At 71.1% G+C, this 21261-nt stretch carries 19 protein-coding genes; 11 read left to right on the forward strand and 8 right to left on the reverse strand.

The features are described 5' to 3' along the window. Window positions 1-126: 126 nt before the first annotated feature. From ACFV8T_RS35920 to ACFV8T_RS35940, 5 genes are all read left to right on the forward strand, one after another. Window positions 127-1065: an ABC transporter ATP-binding protein gene (locus ACFV8T_RS35920; RefSeq protein ID WP_385335765.1), complete on the forward strand. Its 939-nt coding sequence runs from the start codon at window positions 127-129 to the stop codon at window positions 1063-1065. Further along, on the forward strand, window positions 1059-1814 hold the full coding sequence (locus ACFV8T_RS35925; RefSeq protein ID WP_385335767.1) for an ABC transporter permease: 756 nt from the start codon (window positions 1059-1061) through the stop codon (window positions 1812-1814). The genes ACFV8T_RS35920 and ACFV8T_RS35925 overlap by 7 nt, the downstream gene beginning before the upstream one ends. Beyond that, on the forward strand, window positions 1811-3001 hold the full coding sequence (locus tag ACFV8T_RS35930) for a sensor histidine kinase (protein ID WP_385335769.1): 1191 nt from the start codon (window positions 1811-1813) through the stop codon (window positions 2999-3001). The genes ACFV8T_RS35925 and ACFV8T_RS35930 overlap by 4 nt, the downstream gene beginning before the upstream one ends. Further along, entirely contained in the window at window positions 2998-3609 is a 612-nt protein-coding gene (locus ACFV8T_RS35935; RefSeq protein ID WP_266414715.1) for a response regulator transcription factor, read from the forward strand. The genes ACFV8T_RS35930 and ACFV8T_RS35935 overlap by 4 nt, the downstream gene beginning before the upstream one ends. A gap of 142 nt (window positions 3610-3751) precedes the next feature. Next, complete coding sequence (locus ACFV8T_RS35940) at window positions 3752-4300, forward strand: DUF3558 family protein (RefSeq protein ID WP_385335772.1); 549 nt, start codon at window positions 3752-3754, stop codon at window positions 4298-4300. 106 nt (window positions 4301-4406) lie between these two features. Here the strand turns inward: ACFV8T_RS35940 and ACFV8T_RS35945 are convergent, their stop codons facing one another. The 3 genes from ACFV8T_RS35945 to ACFV8T_RS35955 form a co-directional block, all read right to left on the reverse strand. Then, window positions 4407-6179: a coagulation factor 5/8 type domain-containing protein gene (locus tag ACFV8T_RS35945; protein WP_385335774.1), complete on the reverse strand. Its 1773-nt coding sequence runs from the start codon at window positions 6177-6179 to the stop codon at window positions 4407-4409. Between the two features lie 281 nt (window positions 6180-6460). After that, complete coding sequence (locus ACFV8T_RS35950) at window positions 6461-7972, reverse strand: hypothetical protein (protein ID WP_385335776.1); 1512 nt, start codon at window positions 7970-7972, stop codon at window positions 6461-6463. A gap of 121 nt (window positions 7973-8093) precedes the next feature. Continuing rightward, window positions 8094-8813 (reverse strand): class F sortase, encoded by a 720-nt coding sequence (locus ACFV8T_RS35955; protein ID WP_385335777.1) that lies wholly within the window; start codon window positions 8811-8813, stop codon window positions 8094-8096. Window positions 8814-9118: 305 nt separating this feature from the next. On the opposite strand from ACFV8T_RS35955, the gene ACFV8T_RS35960 reads away from it, so the two are divergent. Continuing rightward, window positions 9119-10267: a hypothetical protein gene (locus tag ACFV8T_RS35960; RefSeq protein ID WP_385335779.1), complete on the forward strand. Its 1149-nt coding sequence runs from the start codon at window positions 9119-9121 to the stop codon at window positions 10265-10267. Between the two features lie 447 nt (window positions 10268-10714). Continuing rightward, window positions 10715-12730, forward strand: coding sequence for a GTP-binding protein (locus ACFV8T_RS35965; protein WP_385335781.1), 2016 nt, complete (start codon window positions 10715-10717; stop codon window positions 12728-12730). A gap of 14 nt (window positions 12731-12744) precedes the next feature. Here ACFV8T_RS35965 and ACFV8T_RS35970 read toward each other — a convergent pair whose 3' ends face one another. Together ACFV8T_RS35970 and ACFV8T_RS35975 are read right to left on the reverse strand one after the other, a co-directional pair. Then, a complete protein-coding gene (locus tag ACFV8T_RS35970; protein WP_385335783.1) occupies window positions 12745-13602 on the reverse strand; it encodes a tetratricopeptide repeat protein in 858 nt (285 codons plus the stop codon). A gap of 18 nt (window positions 13603-13620) precedes the next feature. Beyond that, window positions 13621-14622 (reverse strand): GNAT family N-acetyltransferase, encoded by a 1002-nt coding sequence (locus ACFV8T_RS35975; protein ID WP_385335785.1) that lies wholly within the window; start codon window positions 14620-14622, stop codon window positions 13621-13623. Between the two features lie 117 nt (window positions 14623-14739). Between ACFV8T_RS35975 and fdxA the strand changes: the two genes are divergently transcribed. Together fdxA and dapC are read left to right on the forward strand one after the other, a co-directional pair. After that, window positions 14740-15060: a ferredoxin gene (gene fdxA, locus ACFV8T_RS35980; protein ID WP_018956287.1), complete on the forward strand. Its 321-nt coding sequence runs from the start codon at window positions 14740-14742 to the stop codon at window positions 15058-15060. Window positions 15061-15228: 168 nt separating this feature from the next. Beyond that, window positions 15229-16323 (forward strand): succinyldiaminopimelate transaminase, encoded by a 1095-nt coding sequence (gene dapC, locus ACFV8T_RS35985; protein WP_385335787.1) that lies wholly within the window; start codon window positions 15229-15231, stop codon window positions 16321-16323. A 99-nt stretch (window positions 16324-16422) separates the two neighbouring features. Here dapC and ACFV8T_RS35990 read toward each other — a convergent pair whose 3' ends face one another. After that, entirely contained in the window at window positions 16423-16821 is a 399-nt protein-coding gene (locus ACFV8T_RS35990; RefSeq protein ID WP_385335789.1) for an ATP-binding protein, read from the reverse strand. A 287-nt stretch (window positions 16822-17108) separates the two neighbouring features. Then, window positions 17109-18059 (reverse strand): hypothetical protein, encoded by a 951-nt coding sequence (locus ACFV8T_RS35995; RefSeq protein WP_385335791.1) that lies wholly within the window; start codon window positions 18057-18059, stop codon window positions 17109-17111. A gap of 142 nt (window positions 18060-18201) precedes the next feature. Between ACFV8T_RS35995 and dapE the strand changes: the two genes are divergently transcribed. Together dapE and ACFV8T_RS36005 are read left to right on the forward strand one after the other, a co-directional pair. Next, on the forward strand, window positions 18202-19281 hold the full coding sequence (gene dapE, locus ACFV8T_RS36000; protein ID WP_385335793.1) for a succinyl-diaminopimelate desuccinylase: 1080 nt from the start codon (window positions 18202-18204) through the stop codon (window positions 19279-19281). A gap of 112 nt (window positions 19282-19393) precedes the next feature. Continuing rightward, a complete protein-coding gene (locus ACFV8T_RS36005) occupies window positions 19394-20143 on the forward strand; it encodes a TIGR00730 family Rossman fold protein (RefSeq protein WP_385335795.1) in 750 nt (249 codons plus the stop codon). 49 nt (window positions 20144-20192) lie between these two features. On the opposite strand, the gene folP is transcribed toward ACFV8T_RS36005, so the two are convergent. Next, window positions 20193-21065 (reverse strand): dihydropteroate synthase, encoded by an 873-nt coding sequence (folP, locus tag ACFV8T_RS36010; RefSeq protein WP_385335797.1) that lies wholly within the window; start codon window positions 21063-21065, stop codon window positions 20193-20195. Window positions 21066-21261 lie beyond the last annotated feature (196 nt).

The following is a 21261-nucleotide window of genomic DNA, read 5'->3' on the forward strand; positions in this document are numbered from 1 at the left end:
GGGGCGGCGCCGTTTCCGGACACCGGCCCCGGCAGCGGAGTCATACGTACGGCATGACATCTGTCATCCCGTTTCCACGACCCGCGGCCCTGCCGCGCGCACCCCGCCCTCCGCCACGCTGGACGCATGACAACGACAGCCACCGAGGCCACCGGGGCGAAGACCACCGCGGTCCGCTTCGAGCAGGTCAGCAAGGCATACGGAGCGGTACGCGCCGTCGACGGGCTCACCCTCGACCTGCACCCCGGCGAGACCGTGGCGCTCCTCGGCCCCAACGGTGCCGGAAAGTCCTCCACCCTGGATCTGCTGCTGGGCCTGCGCACCGCCGACTCCGGCACCGTCCAGGTCTTCGGCACGACTCCGCAGAACGCCATCGCCGCGGGCCGCGTCGGCGCGATGCTCCAGTCCGGCGGCCTGATGGAGGACGTCACGGTCAAGGAGCTGGTCGGCCTCGCCTGCGATCTGCACCCCAGGCCCTACCCGGCGGCGGAGGTGCTCTCCCGCGCCGGTATCGCGCAGATCGCGGACCGGATGGTCAACAAGCTCTCCGGCGGCCAGGAGCAGCGCGTCCGCTTCGCGCTCGCCACCGCGGGCGCCAACGACCTGATCGTCCTCGACGAGCCGACCACCGGCATGGACGTCACCGCCCGCCAGGCCTTCTGGGCCACCATGCGCGAGCAGGCCGAGCAGGGCCGCACCGTCCTGTTCGCCACCCACTACCTCGAAGAGGCCGACGCCATCGCCGACCGCGTCCTCGTCCTCCACAAGGGCCGGCTGCTCGCCGACGGCACCGCCGCCGAGATCAAGGCGAAGGCCGGAGCCCGCCGGATCTCCTTCGAGCTGGAGGGCCCGGCCGACGAAGCGGCCCTGCGCGGCCTGCCGTTTCTCGCCGCGCTCGACATCACCGGCAACCGGGTCCGGATCCAGTCGCACGACGCCGACGCGACCGTCCACGCCGTCTACGGACTCGGCCTCTACCCGCGCGAACTCGAAGTCGCGGGACTCGGCCTGGAACAGGCCTTCGTCGCCATCACCGAGGCCGAGGAGGCCAGGACCGCATGCTGAGTTTCTTTTCATGGGCGTTGATCAGGCTCGAAGTGACCCGCACCCTGCGGAACAAGAAGTTCATGTTCTTCTCGGTCATCTATCCGTCGGTGATCTATCTGCTGATCTCCAACACCCAGAACACCTCCGACCGGATCCCGCACACCGATCTCACCTTCCAGGCCTTCTTCATGGTCTCGATGGCCTCCTTCGGCGCGCTGACCGCCGTCCTCATGGGCAACAGCGAACGCATCGCCAAGGAGCGCGAGAAGGGCTGGGTCCGCCAGCTGCGGCTCACCGCACTGCCCAGCCGCGGCTACGTCCTGGCGAAGATCGCCAGCGCGGCGATGGTCACCCTGCCCTGCATCGTGGTGGTCTTCCTGGTCGCCGCCGTCGTCAAGCACGTACGGGTGGAGACCTGGCAGTGGTTCGCGCTGGCCGGGGTCATCTGGGCCGGTTCGCTGGTCTTCGCCGCGCTCGGGGTCGCCATCGGCTACCTCGCCAGCGGGGACGCGGTCCGTCCGCTCACCATGATCATCTACTTCGGGCTCTCCATCCTCGGCGGCCTGTGGATGCCCAGCGCGACCTTCCCGCAGTGGCTCCGGAACATCTCCGAGTGGCTGCCCACGCACGCGTACGCTTCTCTCGGCCAGGCGATCGAGATGGGCGGTTCGCCGCACACCAAGGACGTCGCCATCCTCTGCGCCTACTTCCTGATCTTCGCGGGCGGCGCGGCCTGGCTCTACCGGAAGGACACCTTGAAGGCGTGAACGACGACGAGACGTCCGTGGGCGTCGGACGCCCGCCCACGAACCGCAAGCAGGTCTGGATCAAGCTGTTCTGGGTCGGTATCTGGCTCGCGTTCATGAGCGCCCCGATCAAGGACCTGGCCGACGGGAACCACACCCCCTGGGCGACGGTGCTCGGCACGCTCGGCCTGCTCACCTTCGTCGGGACCTACCTGCTCCTGGTCTTCCGCCACACGGCCAAGCCCCTGGACCGCCGTCTCGTCCACTCCACGATCGCCTTCCTCGGCGCCCTCTCCGTCATCCTCACCCTGACGCTCGGCTCCCCGTGGCTGGTCCTCTTCGTGTACGTGGCGGTCTCCGTCGGCGCCACCCTGCCGCTGCGGACGGCCCGCTGGCTGATCCCCGTCGTCACGGCCGTCCTGGTCGGCATGGGCCTGGCCGGCGACCACCCCCGCGAGGTCATCACCGCACTGGTCTTCCCGGCGCTGCTCGGCGGGTTCTCGATGACCGGCGTACGGCAGATGATCCGTACGACGATCGAGCTGCGCGAGGCCCGCGCCACCGTCGCCCAGCTCGCCGCCAACGAGGAACGGCTCAGGCTCGCCCGCGATCTGCACGACCTGCTCGGCCACTCGCTCTCCCTGATCACGCTCAAGAGCGAGCTGGCCGGCCGAATGCTCCCCGACCACCCGGAACAGGCGGCCGCCCAGGTCGCGGACATCGAACAGGTCAGCCGCCAGGCCCTGATCGACGTACGCGGCGCGGTCACCGGCTACCGCCGCCCGACCCTCCCCGGCGAACTCGCGGGCGCCCGCACCGCACTCGCCGCCGCGGGCATCACCGCCGACGTCCCGGCCGAGGCCCCCGACGACCTCCCCGAGAAGCCGGAGGAGGTGCTCGCCTGGGCGCTGCGGGAAGCCGTCACCAACGTCGTACGCCACAGCGGGGCCCGCCACTGCACGGTCACCCTCACCCCGCGCCAGACCCTGGACGGCAAGGTCCTCGAACTCACCGTCTCGGACGACGGCGTCGGCCCCGGGGGCACGAAGCCGGGCAACGGCCTCACCGGCATCGGGGAACGCCTCGCCACGGTCGACGGCACGCTGATCACCGCGGCGGGTCACTCCCGTTCGGGCTCCGGTTCGGGCAAAGGCTTCACCCTGACCCTGAGTGTTCCGCTCGATTCCGGCCTAGGATCCACGGAATGAGCATGATCAGACTCCTCCTCGCCGAGGACCAGTCCATGGTGCGCGAGGCCCTCGCGGCACTCCTCGGCCTGGAACCCGACATCGAGGTGGTGGCCCAGGTCGCCCGCGGGGACGAGGTGCTGGCCGCCGCCCACGAGCACGACATCGACGTGGCGCTCCTGGACATCGAGATGCCCGGCATGACCGGCATCGACGCGGCGGCGGCCCTGCAACGCGAGCTCCCGGCCGTGAAGGTCGTCGTCGTCACCACCTTCGGCCGCCCCGGCTACCTCCGCCGGGCCATGGAGTCGGGCGCCGACGCCTTCCTGGTGAAGGACGCCCCGGCCTCCCAACTGGCCGCAGCGGTACGGAAGGTGCTGGCCGGCGAACGCGTCATCGACCCCACACTCGCCGCTGCGGCCCTCGCCGACGGCGCCAGCCCCCTCACCGACCGCGAACGCGACGTACTGCGCACGGCGGCGGACGGCTCCACCAACGCGGAGATCGCCGCCGCACTCCACCTCTCCCAGGGAACGGTCCGCAACTACCTCTCCATGGCCATCCAGAAACTGGCGGCCCGCAACCGCGCGGAAGCGGTCCGCATCGCGCGCGAGAAGGGCTGGCTGTAGGGCCGGGGAACGGCCCCGGACCCGTTGGCGCGTCCCAGCAGCGGGACGAAAAGCCTCAGTGCCCGGGGGCAGCGGGTGGGCAAGGGGAGGCGGCGGGACGTACCCTCGGCGCGGGACACGAAGACCTGCGAGGAGTGGGTGCATGAGGGGTCGGGATCTACTGGTCGCCTGCGTCGTGCTGTTATCCACGTGCGGCGCGCTCACCGCCTGTTCGTCGGAGCCGGCGCCGCCTCCGCCGCGCCCCTCCGGCATCGCGGAGATCAAACCGTGCAAGTTCTTCACCGAGGACGAACTCCACGAGTACCAGCTCCATGACGCCTCGCCGCTCACCACTGCGGGCGGCTGCATGTGGGAGGGCACGAAGTTCTTCGAGGACGCGAGCACCGTCCTGGTCCTGACGCTCCAGAAGCAGTCCGCCGAACAAGGGGTGGCGGCCCTCGGTTCGCGCTCCGGAGAGAGGATCTCCGAGCGGTCGGCCGTCAACGGCCGCCGGGTCTGGCGGAACACGACGCCCGGCACGGACGTCACATGCGGGCTGGTCTTCGAGATCGACGGCTCGTCGTCCGCCGAGCTGAGACTGTCGGAGTTCCTGGGTGTCTCCGACGTCGAACCCACTCAGCAGGACCTCTGCAAGGGCCTCGACGAACTCGCCCCACGGGTCGAGGAGAAGCTGCCCGCCGTCCGCACCTGACGGAGATCCCGCCCGCGCGCCCCGTGCGCGACAGCGAGATCCCGTGCGGGGCGGCGACGCCGGTGGGGCCCGGTCGTGATGACCGGGCCCCACCTCGTTCCCGGTGCTACGGGAACGACACCACCTTCGACGGAACGGTGTCCGATCCCGACGTGGGGGAGCCGGTGTCGTTGATGACGTGCTCGTACTGGCCCTTGCCGCCGAGCGAGACCACCAGCAGATCGTGGAACCGCACGCCCGGCCTCACCGGCGCCTGGAAGCCATGGTCCTGACGGATCGTCGGATCGACGTTGAAGTAGCAGTAGCTGCCCAGGCCCCAGCCTTCGTGGGTGGTGACGGAGTCGTCGACCTTGTAGGCCGCGAACCCCTTGGTGCTGCCGTTCTGGACGGCCGCCTGGTTCGGGGCGTCGTACGACTTCTCGTTCTGGAAGAAGATCGTCCGGCCGTTCTCGCCCGCCCACTCCACGTCGTACTTGTTGAAGTGCTCCACGAACAGGCCGGTGGCCAGCACATGGTCACCGTTCACCCGGAGGCCGTAGTCCGCCCGGTTGGTCTCCCAGCCGACGCCTTCGCCGTGGTCCGCGCGCCAGAGCCAGGTGTGGTCGATGATCGTGTCGTTGCTGTTCACGACGAGGCTGGTGGTCGCCTTGCCGGGGCCGGCACCGCCGATGCGTACGAACACGTCCTGGAGCGATGTCGGATTGCCGGCGTGACCGGCGGACGATCCCTCGGGGCCGACCTCGATCAGTGTGTTCGAGTTGACCGGGCCGGCGTCGACGAGCAGACCGGCCAGTTTCACGCCGTCCACGTCGCCGACCTTGATGGCGGTGACCCCGTTGTCAGGGATGATCGTCGCCAGGCCCAGGCCGAGAGCGACCGTGTCGGCGCGATTGATCTCGATGGGCCGGTCGACGTGGTAGACACCGGGCGTGAAGAGCAGATGCAGGCCCTGCCGGACGGCCGCGTTGATGGTCTCGGCGCTCGCGTTTGGCTTCACGACGTAGAACCGGTCCAGCGGTATCGACTCGCCCTGCGGTGCGCCGTGGCCCCATGAAGTGCCGCGTGCACCGGTGCGCTTGGCGGGGACGAACACCTTGTACGCGTCACCGTCGAGGTAGAGGAACGGCTTCTCGCGCGAGACGGGCGTCGTGTCGAGCGTGGTGTACGGAGGCTCCGGGAAACTCTGCGCGGGCGCGCCTTCGACGCCGGAGAACGTCATGTTCCAGACGCCGTTGCTCCAGCCGCCGACCGAACTGTCCCGGGTGTACCACTGCTGCTGCGAGTACGGCGCGACCTGGCCGTCGATCCTGCTGTCGGCGATGTACCCGCCGCTCGCCCAGCCGTATCCGTCGGGTGCGAGGTTCAGCCCGCCCCTGACGTGCATCCGGCGGAACGGTGCGGCCTGGGCGACGGCCCAGCGGTCGGTGCCGTTCACCGGGGCGAGGGCCAGGTTCTCCGCCGACCGCCAGAAGTTCTGGGTCGCGTTCCCGTTGAACCAGCCGGCGTCGACCGTCACATCGCCGTTGAACGTGGTGTCGTCCGGGTTCAGCCCCAGCCCGGCGATCGAGGTGTAGAAGCCGATCTGCGCATTGATGTTGTTGTACGTGCCCGGCTTGAAGAACAACGCGTAGCGGCCGTCGCCGAACTGCGCCGACTCCTGCTTCCTGAAGACTTCGTCGATCTTGCCCTGGATGTCGGGGGTGGAGGGGTCGAAGACCATGACGGCGGGGCCCAGATCGCCACCGCCGACGATCTCCCGCGTGTCCTGGCCGTAGGCGGCCGGGGCGGTGGGGAGGGCGATGAGCAGCGCGGCGGCGACGGCGGCGAATCCGAGGACGCGGGTCCGGCGGCGTGGAGGTGCTGTGGGGGGAGCATGCATGAGAACACTTCTCCTGAGTCGTGGTTCCGAGTGCACGACGAACCGTGAGGAGAGCGCTCTGAGAGCGCTCTCCCGGCGGGCTTCGATGGTTCCGCCGCCGCGCGGCGAACGTCAAGAGGTGTGCGCCGGTCGTCGCCGCCGGATCGGTCTGGGCGCAACAAATGGCCGTAGGAGAAGGGCAATTGACCCGTTCTGGGGTCTGTTCACCGGGGTCGTGGATTCAGGAATTTGATGCGTCGGTGCGGTCGGTGCGGTCCGTGCGGAGCACACCGACCGTGAGGTCAGTCCGTCAGCGTCTCGCTGAAGCGGGACGGGCCGGCCGGGGCGCCGATCGTGGCCGCGCCGAACGAGACGGAACCCTTGGCGATGATGCCGGTGGCGTCCGTACGGAAGATCCACAGGGCGCCCCTGCTGCTGTTCTCCGCCGGGTCGCCGACCACCATCTCCGTGCGGCCCTTGCCGTCGTAGTCGCCCAGCGCGAGGGCCTCGCCGAACTGGTCGCCCGCCTCGGCGACACCCGGAACCCCGGCCGTGTACTGGCCGAACTCCTTGGAGCCCGCACCGCTCACACCCTTCGGGCCGCCCTTGAACACCAGGACCCGGCCGGCTTCGGCGATGCCGTTGATCCGCTCGCCCGGCAGGCCGGTGGCGATGTCGGGGTAGCCGTCGCCGTCCGTGTCGCCCAGCGCCAGGCTGTAACCCATCCGGTCGTGGAACTCGGTCGTGCCCGAGACGCCTTCGGTGTCCTGGTCGATCCAGACGGGCTTGCGGGTGGCGCTCTGCCCCTTCGGGCCGCCGTACGAGACGAAGAGCGAGCCGCCCTTCCTCATGGGGGGCTCCGCCTGCGCCCAATCGTTGTCGCGCCCGATGACGATGTCCCCGTGGCCGTCCTTGTCCAGGTCGGCGATGCCCACGGAGGTGCCCCCGACACCGGCGCCGGCCGCGTCCTTGATCTCGACCGGGGCGGCGAAACCGGTGCGGCTGCTCTTCAGCAGGTACGTGTGCTGCTGCCACGGGTCCTCCGGGCCGAAGCCGAGGATCACCAGATCGCCCACGCCGTCGCCGGTCACGTCACCCACGGCGATCTCCGAGGTGTCGAGCACGGCGGTGCCGTCGACCGAGAACGAACTGGCCCTGCTCCACTTGCCGGTGCGGCTGATCGGGCCGTGCAGGACGTGGCCGCCGCGCCGTACGTCGCCCACCGCGATGTCGGCGACGTCGTCACCGTCCACGTCGCCCACGTCCAGGTCGCCGGTGCCGTCGATCTGGTCGCCGGGGACGGGCTTCAGGAGCGTGGCGTTCTTCGAAAGGCCGGACGCGCCGCCCCAGTTGACGGCCACCACGGTGCCCTTGTCGCCGTCGGTCCGGTACGCCCAGAGGCGGCTGACGAGATCCGCGTAACCGTCGTGGTCCAGGTCGGCGCTGCGCAGGTTCGTGCCGTAGCGGGCGTCCTCCGGGTTGTTGATGTCCGGGCGGTTCGGCCAGGTCAGCACCTGCTTGTGGGCGGAGGACAGGCCTTCGGGGCCGCCGAAGAGGACGCTCACGGCGCCCGCGCCGGCCTCCGGGTCGCCGAGAACGGCCATGGGGGCGCCCACGGCGACGTCCGGGTAGCCGTCGCCGTTGAAGTCGTCGTGCAGCCGCTTGCTGCTCGGCGCCTTCGCGGCGGCGGACGAGCGCACGGTGGGGGCGGAGGACTTCGTGGCGGCGTGGCCGGCAGGTGCAGCGACGGCTCCGGCGACCAGGGCGATGCCGGTCGCGATGGCCAGGCGGCGGCGGTGGGAAAGTGCAGGCACGTCGGTCAACTCCGGTGCTCGGGAGGTCGGTCGGGGCAGTACGGAATCGGGTTCCGTACTGCCCCGTACGACCTCGCGGCCCGGTGGATGGTTGTGCCGCACCGACGGCGACTGCCGGTGGTCAGCCCTTCTTGAAGGTGTCGAGGTGGGCGAAGACCACCACGTTGTCCTCGTAGTCCTTGGAGGTCTTGTTGTACGCGCCTCCGCAGGTGATCAGGCGCAACTCGGCGGAGTTGGTGTCGGCGTAGACCCGGTCGTCCGGGAACTTCGCCTTGCTGAACTGCTCGACGGAGTCGACCTTGAAGGTGGCGACCGAGCCGTCGGCGCGGGTGATGTCGACCTGGGAGCCGGGGCCGAGGAACCGGAGCTGGAGGAACACGGCCGGACCGGTCATCGTGTCGACATGACCCGCCACGATCGCGGCACCGCGCTCGCCGGGGGTGGCGCCGTCCTTGAACCAGCCGACCAGGTTCCTGTCGTTGGGGGGCGGCGCGTCCAGCTGACCGGTGGCGCCGATGGACAGATCGGTGAACGGAGCGTCGACGCCGATGGCCGGGATCCGCAGCCGCTTCGGGACGGAACGCGACATCGCCGGGCCGACGGTGGCCCTCGACGAGGTGACGGGGGCGGGCGCGGCGTGGGAGCCGAGGACCTCGGGGGCGGCGGACGAGACGGCTGCGGGCAGGGCCGGCGGCTTGTCGTCGACCGAGGTGCCGAAGGAGTTGTAGATGAGGACCATGCCGAGCCCGGCTGACACGGCGGGCCACATCAGGGCGCGGCCCAGTGTGGTTCGGGGGGCAGTCCGGGTGGGGGTGGAGCCGGTCGACTGCGGGGCGGCCATGGGAACGTGCCTTTCGGTTGTGCGGTGTCGAGGGGGAGGGGTTCGGTCCTGGGGTGGGTCCTGGGATCGGGCCGGGGCTTATCCGGGGCTTATCAAGGGGGAAACGCGGCCGCCGCGACCGCCGCCCCGAGGGGCAGCGGCCGCGACAGCGAAACGACCGGCTGGGTCCGGCCCGGTCAGACCATTGCGCCACCCGTCGACTGGCGGCGGCGCAGCTTGTACGCACCGACACCGACACCGCCGAGCAGCAGCGCCGAGCCGGCGGCCAGACCGCCACCGGTCACCGCCATGCCGCCACCACCGGCGTGCACACCACCACGGGGCCTGTCGCCGCCACGGCCACCTTCGTCGCCGCCACGGCCACCTTCGTCGCCGCCACGGCCACCTTCGTCGCCGCCGCGGCCACCTTCGTCGCCGCCGCGGCCACCTTCGTCGCCGCCGCGACCGCCCTCGTCGCCGCCACGGCCACCCTCGTCGTCGCTGGTGATCACGGATGCCATGAAGCCGCCGCCGGCGTGGACGCCGCCGTTGGGACGGCCGCGGTCGCCACGGCCGCCTTCGTCGCCGCCGCGTCCACCGCGGTCGCCACGGCCACCTTCGTCTCCGCCACGGCCGCCCTCGTCGCCACCGCGACCACCTTCGTCTCCGCCACGGCCGCCCTCGTCGCCACCGCGACCACCCTCGTCCCCGCCACGACCACCCTCGTCGCCGCCACGGTCCCCGCCACGGCCACCCTCGTCGTCGCTGGCGATGACGCGAGCCATGAAGCCGCCGCCGGTGTGGACGCCGCCACGCGGACGGTCGCCGCCGCGGCCACCTTCGTCTCCGCCGCGGCCACCTTCGTCTCCGCCACGGCCGCCTTCGTCGCCGCCGCGTCCACCGCGGTCGCCGCCACGGCCACCCTCGTCGTCGCCGGCGATGACGAGGGCCATGAAGCCGCCGCCGGTGTGGACGCCGCCACGCGGGCGGTCGCCGCAGTCGCCGCCGCGGTCGTCACCGCAGTCGCCGCCACGGTCTCCACCGCGGTCGCCGCCACGGCCACCTTCGTCGCCGCCGCGGTCGCCGCCACGGCCACCTTCGTCGCCGCCGCGGTCTCCACCGCGGCCGCCCTCGTCGCCGCCACGGTCTCCGCCGCGGTCGGACCTTCCGTGGTCGTCGCCGTGCGAGGACGAGTAACCGTTGTCGTGGCCCGAGTCGCCCGACGTGACCATGGCGTAGGCGGACGGGCCGGTGATGGCAAGGACCGCTGTGACAGCGGCCGAAGCGAACAGTGTGCGGGCAGAGCGCATCTGAACACATTCCTTCCGCCGCAACTGCGAAGAGTGACCGGCTGTCGACTCAATGTAGCGCAGTGGCGACGTGATCCACCGTCAGCCGGAATGCGAATCCGCGCCATCGGGAAATGCAGCATTGGAGCTATACCGTGGGCTTTTCGGGTGGAGTGGGGCCGATAATCACCCGTTGGACTGCACGCGGCGGCGTGTGAGGTTTGGGCGGCGGGGTCTCACCTGTTTGCTGGCCCTTTCCGTGCGGTGACACGCTCGTCGCCCACCTCGTGACGGCCCTTCATTTCCCATGAACGGCCTTGACGGAAAGGCGAGTTGGTGTGAACCGTGCGATGTGCCGGTCGGGCCGGGCGAGCTCCGCGGCCTGCCGGTTGCTCCGTGCGGGGCCTCGGATCCGTGTCGGCGGCGTACGTGATCCGGTGACGCGTCGCCGCTGACCTGCTTGCTTTCCAGCGCTGAGGTGTGTGCGGACGGCGGCCGGTAAATCGGTTGTCGGGGGGCGGGCCCTCTGCTGTACTCGCCGCAGAAGTCGACCGACGAAGGAGCGGGTCATGCGAGGAACTCTCATGTTCATTCAGGCGGGAATTGTCACCGATCTTGAAGACATGGAGTTTCGTGCACACGCTGAACCTGGGAATTCTGGCGCATGTCGACGCCGGTAAGACGAGCCTGACCGAGCGGCTGCTCCACACTGCCGGTGTCATCGACGAGATCGGCAGCGTCGACGACGGCAGCACCCAGACCGATTCCCTGGCACTCGAACGGCAACGCGGCATCACGATCAAGTCCGCCGTCGTCTCGTTCGCCATCGACGACATCACCGTCAATCTGATCGACACCCCCGGTCACCCGGATTTCATCGCCGAGGTGGAACGGGTACTGAATGTGCTCGACGGTGCCGTGCTGGTCATTTCCGCGGTGGAGGGCGTACAGGCGCAGACCCGCGTGCTGATGCGGACGCTGCGACGCCTGCGCATCCCGACGCTCGTCTTCGTGAACAAGGTCGACCGCGGCGGCGCGCGCGACGAGGCCGTTCTGCGGAGCATCGCCGAGAAGCTGACCCCGGCCGTGGTCGCCATGGGCTCGGTCGACCGGCCGGGCGGCCGGGATGCCCGCTGCACGCCGTACACCGGCGCCGACCCCGGCTTCACGGACCGGCTGACCGAGCTGCTCGCCGACCACGACGACGCGCTGCTGGACGCGTACGTCGAGAACGCCGCGGCCCTTCCGTACAGCAGACTGCGCGAGGAGCTGGCGGCGCAGACCGGACGGGCGCTGGTGCATCCGGTGTACTTCGGCTCGGCGATCACCGGCGCGGGGGTGGATGCCCTGATCAGCGGGGTCAGGGAGCTGCTGCCCGCGAGCGGGGGCGATCCCGGCGGGCCGGTCTCGGGCACGGTGTTCAAGGTGGAACGCGGACCGGGCGGCGAGAAGACGGCGTACGTCCGGATGTTCTCGGGCACGGTACGGATCCGCGACCGGCTGCCGTTCGGCCGGGGCGACGGGCGCGCCGAGGGCAAGGTGACCGGGATCAGCGTCTTCGACCGGGGCTCGGCCGTGCGTGAGGCGGCGGTCGGCGCGGGCCGGATCGCGAAGCTCCGGGGGCTCGACGGCATCCGGGTCGGCGATCCGGTCGGCGTGCCGGACACAGCCGCACCGGGCCACTGGTTCGCTCCGCCGACGCTGGAGTCGGTCGTGGTTCCCCGCCCTCCGGCGAGCCGGGGCGAGCTGCACTTCGCGCTCGCGCAGCTCGCCGAACAGGACCCATTGATCAACCTGCGTCAGGACGACGTCCGAAAGGAGGTGTCCGTCTCGCTCTACGGCGAAGTGCAGAAGGAAGTCATCCAGGCGACGCTGGCCGACGAATTCGGAATCGGTGTCACCTTCCGCGAGACCACGACCATTTGCCTGGAACGGCCGAACGGCAGTGGTGCGGCGCACGAGATCATCGGCCAGGACGACAATCCCTTTCTGGCGACCACCGGCCTTCGGGTCGACCCCGCCCCGGTCGGCAGCGGTATCACCTACCGGCTGGAGGTGGAGCTCGGATCGATGCCTTTCTCCCTGATGAGGGCAGTGGAGGAGACCGTGACGGAGACCCTGCGGCAGGGACTGCACGGCTGGCAGGTCACCGACTGCGTCGTCACCATGACGCATTCCGGCTACTGGCCCCGCCAGAGCCATTCCCACGGCGTTTTCGACAAGAGCATGTCGAGCACCGCGGGGGACTTCCGCAATCTGACCCCGCTGGTCCTGATGGGCGCGCTGAAGCAGGCCGGGACCACGGTCCACGAGCCGATCCACCGATTCCGCCTGGAACTCCCCGCGGACCTGCTCGGCCCGGTCCTGCCCGTACTCGCACAGTCGCGGGCCGTGCCGGGGACGCCGGCCGTGCACGGTTCCGTGTGTGTGCTGGAGGGCGAGATCCCGGCGGCCCGCGTCCACGAGCTCCAGCAGCAGCTTCCGGCCCTGACACGCGGCGAGGGGGTCCTGGAGTCCGGCTTCGACTGCTACCGGGCCATCGTCGGTACGCCCCCGGACCGGCCGCGCACGGACCGCGACCCGCTCAACCGCAAGGAGTACCTGCTGCGCACGGTGCGCAGGGTCGCCGCGGGCGGGGATGCGCGGTGACCCCGGGACAGCCCTCAGTTCAGCAACGACCGCGCCGCCCGCGCCCGTCGCCGGATCGCCTCCGCCGCCGCGGGCTCGACCCCGTCGACCACGTCCGCGTACTCCTCCATCTCCGCCGCCCCGCGCAGGAACTGCCCGCTCTGGACGAGCAGCTGCGCGCGCTCGTAACGCAGCCTGGCCGGATGCGAGGGGAGCAGCAGCGACAGGTCCACCGCCCACAGCGCCACATCCGTGTGCTCCGGACGGGCCGCCGCCCACGCCCTGATGTTGTTCAGGATCCGCAGCACGATCTCCAGCGGCCGCGCGGGCACCAGCATCGACTCCTCCAGCGGCTCCCCGGTGGTCCCCGCCACCAGCAGCTCCGCGTCCTGCCCGGTCATCGGCCGGCCGCCGTCGAACGGGTCGGCCAGCACCCGCTCGGCCGGATCGCCGAAGCCGACGACGAAATGACCGGGCAGCGCCACCCCGTACACCGGGGCGCCCGCCCGCCGCGCGACCTCGATCCACACCACGGACAGCAGGATCGGCAGCCCGCGGCGCCTGCGCAGCACCTCGTGCAGCAGCGACGACTCCAGCCGCTGGTAGTCCGCCGACGAGCCCGCGAAGCCGTACCGCTCGCCGAGCAGTTCGGCCAGTGCCGAGGCCCAGGCCCGGCCGCCCCGCACGCCGTACGGAAGCCGGCCCGCCAACTCGTCCAGTTCGATCTGCGCCGCGTCGATCCCCGTCACGTCCAGCGCGGGATCGGCCACCGCGCCCAGCAGCAGGCAGAGCAGCGCGAGGTCCGGCCGTTCGGCGCGCGCCTCCTCGGCGAACTGCCGACGCAGCTCGTCCCGGTCCGGGTGCTCCGGCCGTCCAGCGGGTTCAGGATTCATCGGGCCGGTCCCTGTCCGTCACGCCGACCGGAAGTGGTGGTACAGGTGGTGGACCGCGAACCCCATGCCCTCGTACAGCGCCCGCGCCCCCTCGTTGTCCGACTCCACCTGGAGCCACGCCGCCGACGCGCCCTCCTCCAGGGCCTTGCGGGCGAGCGCGGTCATCACGGCGGTGGCGAGCCCCCGGCGCCGGTACGCCGGATCGACCTCGACGGCCATGAAGCCGGCCCAGCGCCCGTCCACCACGCACCGCCCGATCGCGGCGGGCGCGGCGTCCTCGCGGTCACCGGGCACGGAGGCGAACCACACCGAGGGCCCGCCGCGCAGCACCGCCAGGACGTGCGGGCCCGGGGTGTCGAAGCGCTGGTAGCGGGAGAGCCACGTCTCGTCGAGGTCCCGGCTCAGCCGTACCCGGGTCACATCCGCGTCCAGATCACCGATCGGGGCGAGCCCGCCGGTGCGCACCTCCGCAGTCACCTCGCGGCGCCATCCGCGCTCCGTCAGCTCCGCGCAGAGCAGCTCCTGGGTGCCCTCGGCGCCGGTCGCGGTCTGGATGTACGCGGGCAGGTCCCGTTCCCCGTACCACTGCCGGACGCGCCCGAGCGCCTCGTCGAGCGGGACGCCCGGATCGCCGAGCGGCAGCACGGAGTTGGCGCGCCGGGTGAACCCCCGCGCGGCGCGCAGCCGCCAGTCGCCCAGCGGCTCGCTCTCCACCGGCTGCCAGGCGCGGGCGCAGACGGGCGCGAGCTCTTCGAAGGAGGCCGCCGGACCACGCCGACGGGCCGGAGCGGCAGGCACCACCTTGCCCGCCACCAGTGCGGATTCCGCGATACGGACGGATTCACCGCTCTTCGGTGTGATCGAGAGCACACCGTCGTCCCATGATGTGAGAACTCCTACCGTGTCGGCGAACTTCGCTCCGTGTGCGCCGGTCTCGCACACACGCCGGACTGATACCCGTTTGCCCACGTCAGCCGGTGTGATTCGGACCGTGAGCTGTCCGCCGATGGTGAATTCCACAGCTCTGTATGCCCCTCCTGTTCGGTTCGTGCCCCGGAACGGAGATACTAGGGGCGGGCATCGACGACGCCGCGCTCCCGCGCGAGAGCCAACGCCCTACCGAGGAGGAACGACAGCGTGACCTACGTCATCGCGCAGCCTTGTGTCGACGTAAAGGACAAGGCCTGCATCGAAGAGTGCCCCGTCGACTGCATCTACGAGGGCCAGCGGTCCTTGTACATCCACCCGGACGAATGCGTCGACTGCGGAGCCTGTGAGCCGGTGTGCCCGGTCGAGGCCATCTTCTACGAGGACGACACCCCGGAGGAGTGGAAGGACTACTACAAGGCGAACGTCGAGTTCTTCGACGACCTCGGGTCGCCCGGCGGTGCCTCCAAGCTGGGCCTGATCGAGCGCGACCACGCGTTCATCGCCGCGCTGCCGCCGCAGAACCAGTAGTCAGCGGCCGGCATGTGCGCCGCCCCGGTCCCGTACGGCTCGTCACCGTGCGGGACCGAGGCGTTTCCACGCCCGGGTGACGAGCGGCCCGAGTGTCCCTCGTGACTCTGGGTGTCGCTCGTGAACCCGCACGTCCCTCGTGACCCCCGTACGAGAAAGCAGAGATCCGTGTCCGCAGTCTCCTCCCGCCTCCCGGTCTTCCCCTGGGACAAGCTCGCGCCCTACAAGTCGACGGCCGAGGCCCACTCCGACGGCATCGTGGACCTGTCGGTCGGCACGCCCGTCGACCCGGTGCCCGAGCTGATCCAGCGGGCGCTCGTCGACGCGGCGGACAGCCCCGGCTATCCGACGGTGTGGGGGACCGCCGAGCTGCGTGACGCGATCACCGGGTGGGTGGAGCGGCGGCTCGGCGCGGTCGGGGTGACGGACCGGAACGTCCTGCCGGTCGTCGGTTCCAAGGAACTGGTGGCCTGGCTGCCGACCCAGCTCGGTCTCGGCGCGGGTGACAAGGTGGCGTACCCGCGCCTGGCCTACCCGACCTACGAGGTGGGCGCCCGGCTCTGCGGCGCCGAGCCCGTCGTCTACGACGACCCGACCGAGCTCGACCCGGCCGGCCTCAAGCTGCTCTGGCTCAACTCGCCGTCGAACCCGACCGGCCGCGTCCTGTCCAAGGACGAGCTGATCCGGATCGTCGCCTGGGCCCGCGAGCACGACGTGCTGGTCTTCAGCGACGAGTGCTACCTGGAGCTGGGCTGGGAGGCCGAACCGGTCTCCGTGCTGCACCCGGACGTCTGCGGCGGTACGTACGAGGGCGTCGTCGCCGTCCACTCGCTCTCCAAGCGCTCCAACCTGGCCGGATACCGCGCGGCCTTCATCGCGGGCGACGCGGCCGTGCTGAGCGAGCTGCTGCTGATCCGCAAGCACGGCGGCATGATGACGCCGGCCCCGGTCCAGGCGGCGGCGGTCGCGGCGCTCGGCGACGACGAGCACGTCGCGGAGCAGCGGACCCGGTACGCGGCGCGGCGCGCGGCCCTGCGCACCGCGCTGGAGGCGCACGGCTTCCGGATCGAGCACAGCGAGGCGAGCCTCTACCTGTGGGCGACCCGCGACGAACCGTGCTGGCAGACCGTGGCGTACCTGGCGGAGCTCGGCATTCTGGTGGCGCCGGGCGACTTCTACGGACCGGCCGGCGACCGCTTCGTACGGGTGGCGTTCACGGCGACGGACGAGCGGGTGGCGGCAGCGGTCAAGCGGCTGGCCTGAGCTTGTGAACAGCGGTACACGCGCGGGGCCCCGGGAGTGCGCACTCCCGGGGCCCCGCGCGTGTGTGTGGCGCTGCTGCCGGCCGGTGGCCGGGACGGGTCAGCCGAGCGGCAGACCCTGGGTGGGCAGGCCGCCCCCGGTCGCGGCACCGGCGGCGTTGCCGAGGACCTCGCCCGCGCTGCCGGCGGCGCCGCCCGCGGCCTTCTGCACGGCGGGGGTGGCCTCGGCACCGGCCTTGCCGACGGTCTTGTTGGCGGCCGGGAGGGTCGTTCCGACGATCTTGCCGCCGGTGTCGCCCGCCACCTTGGTGCCCTGCTGGGACGCGCTGTCGACCGTCTTGCCGAGACCGGCGCCGTCGGCGGTGGTCAGACCGCCGAGCTCCGGGGTCTGCGGCAGCTCCGCGGCACCCGCGGCTCCGGCCGCGCCGACCACGGGGGCCGCGCCCGCGGCGATCAGCAGCGCGGCACGGGCGATCCGGCGGGTCAGGGGGAGGGACATGATGCTCCTTCGACGGAATGAGGAATAGGTCTGTCCGTTGATCGGACGCAATGACAACCGTCGAAAGGGCGGGGAAGGTTGCGGTGAGCTTGGGTAAAGAGTCGGTAATGCGTCAGATCATCTGCAGTGGAGGAACCCGGGCAAACACTGCATTCCCGGGTTCGTCGATGAGCCGTCGCTTCCCTTTGCCCGCAAGGGGATTGAGGTGCCGGAAAGCGGCGGCGGGAGGGGTTGTGCGAGGGGGCGCTCAAAACCGGCCGGATGGCACTTCCGGGTGAACGCGTGAACTAGAGCGCGAGCTTGATCCGGACGTCGGTGGTGCCCGAATCCTTACGTTCCGTCCGCCAGCCCGACCCGGCCTCCCACACCCGGCCCGCGTACGAGACCTCGGCCAGGCGGAGCGCCTCGGACTGTGCGACCGCCCAGTGCGCGAGCTCCCAGCCGCGCCGGGCCGCGCCGTCGTCCCCGGACGCCCGGGTCGCGGGCACCGGCACCGAGACCGTGCTCGTCGCCGCCGCACCGGCCGCGGCCCCGCCGTCCTGCGCCGCCGCCGTCGTCACCGCGGGCAGCACGTCCTTGCCGAAGGCCCGCACCAGCGCCGTCCGTACCTTCGCCGAGTCGGCGCTCGCGGCCGTCGCCCGCGGCGGCGCGCAGTTCAGCGAGGCGGGCGTGCGACCGGTCAGCGCCGCCGCCAGCAGGGCCGCGTCCGGCTCGTGCTTTGCGTACGCCTGCGGGAAACCGCTGCGCTGGACCCGCTGCGCGGCGACCGTCAGCGGCAGCCGCGAGTAGCCGGGGACCTCGGCCAGATGCCGGTAGAACTCCCCGGCGGAGTAGACCGGGTCCAGGATCTGCTTCTCGGTGCCCCAGCCCTGCGAGGGGCGCTGCTGGAACAGCCCCAGCGAATCCCGGTCCCCGTACTCGATGTTGCGCAGCCCGGACTCCTGGAGCGCGGTCGCCAGCGCGATCGTCACGGCACGCTCCGGCATCCCGCGCGAGGTGCCGACCGCGGAGATCGTCGCGGCGTTGACGGCCTGTTCCGGGCTCATCCGGTACGTACGGCCCTCGCCGCCCGAACCGTCGGCCGACTCGACGACGCACCCTTCGACGACCTTGCTGCCGGTTATGTACTGAACGGTCAGATAGCCGCCGAGTGCGGCGAGCACGACAAGGCCGGCAGCGATACGCAGGATGCGGCTGCGGCCGGTGTGTCGGCGGGCGGGGGAGACGGTCCGGGGCACGGGCCCACCGTACTGGAGTGCCGGACCGGGGCCGAGGGCCCCAGGGCCCCTCTGCCGGATCATGCCGGGCCCGTGAACCCGGCATCCCTCCCCGATCCGGCCCGATCCGGACGGGCGGCGCCGGTCCCTTAGGGTCGGTCCCATGCCCGAAACCACACTTGACCTCACCCTGGACGGCCCGGCGCTCACCGCCCGGCTCGTCGACTTCCCCTCGGTCAGCGGTCAGGAGAAGGACCTCGCGGACGCGATCGAGTCGGCCCTGCGCACCCTCCCGCACCTGACCGTCGACCGGTACGGCAACAACGTCGTGGCCAGGACGAACCTCGGCCGGGCCGAGCGGGTGGTGCTCGCCGGGCACATCGACACCGTGCCGATCGCCGACAACGTGCCGTCCCGGCTCGACGAGGACGGGGTGCTGTGGGGCTGCGGCAGCTCCGACATGAAGTCGGGCGTCGCGGTCCAGCTGAGGATCGCCGCGACCGTGCCCGAGCCCAACCGCGACCTGACCTTCGTCTTCTACGACAACGAAGAGGTCGCCGCGCACCTCAACGGGCTCGGCCACATCGCCGACGCCCACCCCGACTGGCTGACGGGCGACTTCGCGGTCCTGCTGGAGGGCTCCGACGCCGAGGTCGAGGGCGGCTGCCAGGGCACCCTGCGGGTCTTCCTCCGCACCGAGGGGGAGCGGGCCCATTCCGCGCGCGGCTGGATGGGGTCCAACGCCATCCACGCCGCCGCCCCGATCCTGGCCCGCCTCGCCGCGTACGAACCGCGCCGCCCGGTCATCGACGGCCTCGAATACCACGAGGGCCTGAACGCCGTACGGATCGAGGGGGGCGTCGCCAACAACGTCATCCCGGACGCCTGCACCGTCGTGGTCAATTTCCGGTACGCACCCGACCGGACCGCCGAGGAGGCGCTGGCCCACGTCCACGAGGTCTTCGCGGACTGCGGCGTGGCCGAATTCGTCGTCGACGACCACTCGGGCGCGGCCATGCCCGGCCTCTCCCACCCGGCGGCCAAGGCGTTCATGGCGGCGGTGGGCGGCACCGCCCGGCCCAAGTTCGGCTGGACGGACGTCTCCCGCTTCGGCTCCCTCGGCGTCCCCGCGGTGAACTACGGACCGGGCGACCCGCTGTTCGCCCACAAGCGCGACGAGCACGTGGTGGTCGATCGGATCACCCTCTGCGAGGAGCGGCTCCGCTCCTGGCTCATCGCCTGACCCACGGCATTCCCCTGTCCGTAACCTCCATGGATCTACCCTGACCTGACACGGATGACCGTTGATCCTCCGGGATCTTCCGGTCGTCGATCGTCGTCGGAGGGAGCAGGTCATGGGCAACCCCGAGGGAGCGCAGGTCCCGGAGGAGCAGCGGCTCGGACCGGTACTGCGCCGCAGGGAACAGGTGCAGCCCGGCACCACCGATCAGCGGTTGCTGGACACCGAGGGCGACTCCGAGTGGGTGCACACCGACCCCTGGCGGGTGATGCGCATCCAGTCGGAGTTCGTCGAGGGATTCGGCGCGCTGGCCGAGCTGCCGAGCGCGATCAGCGTCTTCGGTTCGGCCCGCACCCCGGCCGGCGGACCCGACTACGAGGCGGGCGTACAAATCGGCAAGGCCCTGGTCGAGGCCGGCTTCGCGGTGATCACCGGAGGCGGGCCCGGGGCGATGGAGGCGGCGAACAAGGGGGCACGGGAGGCGAAGGGCGTCTCGGTCGGTCTCGGCATCGAGCTGCCCTTCGAGTCCGGCCTCAACCCGCACGTCGACATCGGCGTCAACTTCCGCTACTTCTTCGTCCGCAAGACGATGTTCGTGAAGTACGCGCAGGGCTTCGTCGTGCTGCCCGGCGGTCTCGGCACCCTGGACGAGCTCTTCGAGGCGCTCACCCTCGTCCAGACGGGCAAGGTCACCCGCTTCCCGATCGTGCTGTTCGGCACCGAGTACTGGAGCGGTCTCGTGGACTGGCTGCGGGACACGGTGGTGGCGCAGGGCAAGGCGTCCGAGCACGACCTGCTGCTGTTCCACGTCACGGACGACGTGGGCGAGGCGGTCGACCTCGTGACGAAGGAGGTCGGCCGGTAGCGCCCGTCCGGGGAGCGGGGCCCGCCCCGGGGCCCCGTCCCCGCCCCGGTCACGCCAGTCCGCGCCGCGCCACGGCCGGATCCCGGTGCCCCGCGATGGACGCCACCATGTCCAGCACCTGCCGGGTCTCCGCCACCTCGTGCACCCGGTACACCTGCGCCCCGAGCCACGCCGACACGGCCGTGGTCGCCAGCGTCCCGATCACCCGCTCCTTCACCGGACGGTCGAGCGTCTCGCCGACGAAGTCCTTGTTGGACAGCGAGACGAGCACCGGCCAGCCGGTCTCCGACATCTCGCCGAGCCGGCGCGTCGCCTCCAGGGAGTGCCGGGTGTTCTTCCCGAAGTCATGACCAGGATCGATCATGATCCCGTCGGCCCGCACCCCGAGCGCGACCGCGCGCTCGGCGAGCCCCACCGTCACCCGCAGGATGTCCGCCATCACGTCGTCGTACGCGATCCGGTGCGGCCGGGTGCGCGGCTCGGCGCCGCCCGCGTGCGTGCACACCAGACCGGCGCCGTACCGCGCGGCGACCTCCGCGAGCTTCGGGTCGACGCCGCCCCACGCGTCGTTCAGCACATCCGCGCCGGCCTCGCAGACCGCCTCGCCGACATCGTGGCGCCAGGTGTCGACGCTGATCACCACGTCCGGGTGGCGGCGGCGCACCTCCGCGACGAACCCGACCGTGCGGCGCGCCTCCTCCGCGGCGGTCACCTCCTCGCCGGGACCCGCCTTCACACCCCCGATGTCGACGATCGCCGCACCGTCCGCGATGGCCTGCTCGACCCGGGCGAGCGCGGGTTCGTCCCGGAAGGTCGCACCCTGGTCGTAGAAGGAGTCCGGGGTACGGTTCACGATCGCCATGATCACCGGCTCGTGCGCACCGAATTCGCGCCGCCCCAGCCTGAGCGCACCGCTTCGCATCCCGCGTTTCTCCTCTGGTAGATCGCCCGTGAGTCGCCTGCGACCCCAGGGTCCGTCCGGCGGATCATGGCTGGGGTCGCGCCTGATCCGCCGGACAGACCCTAGTAGTGCTTGGTCATGTGCGGTCCGTGATGGCGTGTCTTCTTGATCGGTCGTTTCGTTGACCGTGTGTGCTGAGTGAGGAGTTGGCTGCGGT

Source organism: Streptomyces sp. NPDC059832, assembly GCF_042731715.1.
In the GTDB taxonomy this organism is placed as follows: Bacteria; Actinomycetota; Actinomycetes; order Streptomycetales; family Streptomycetaceae; genus Streptomyces.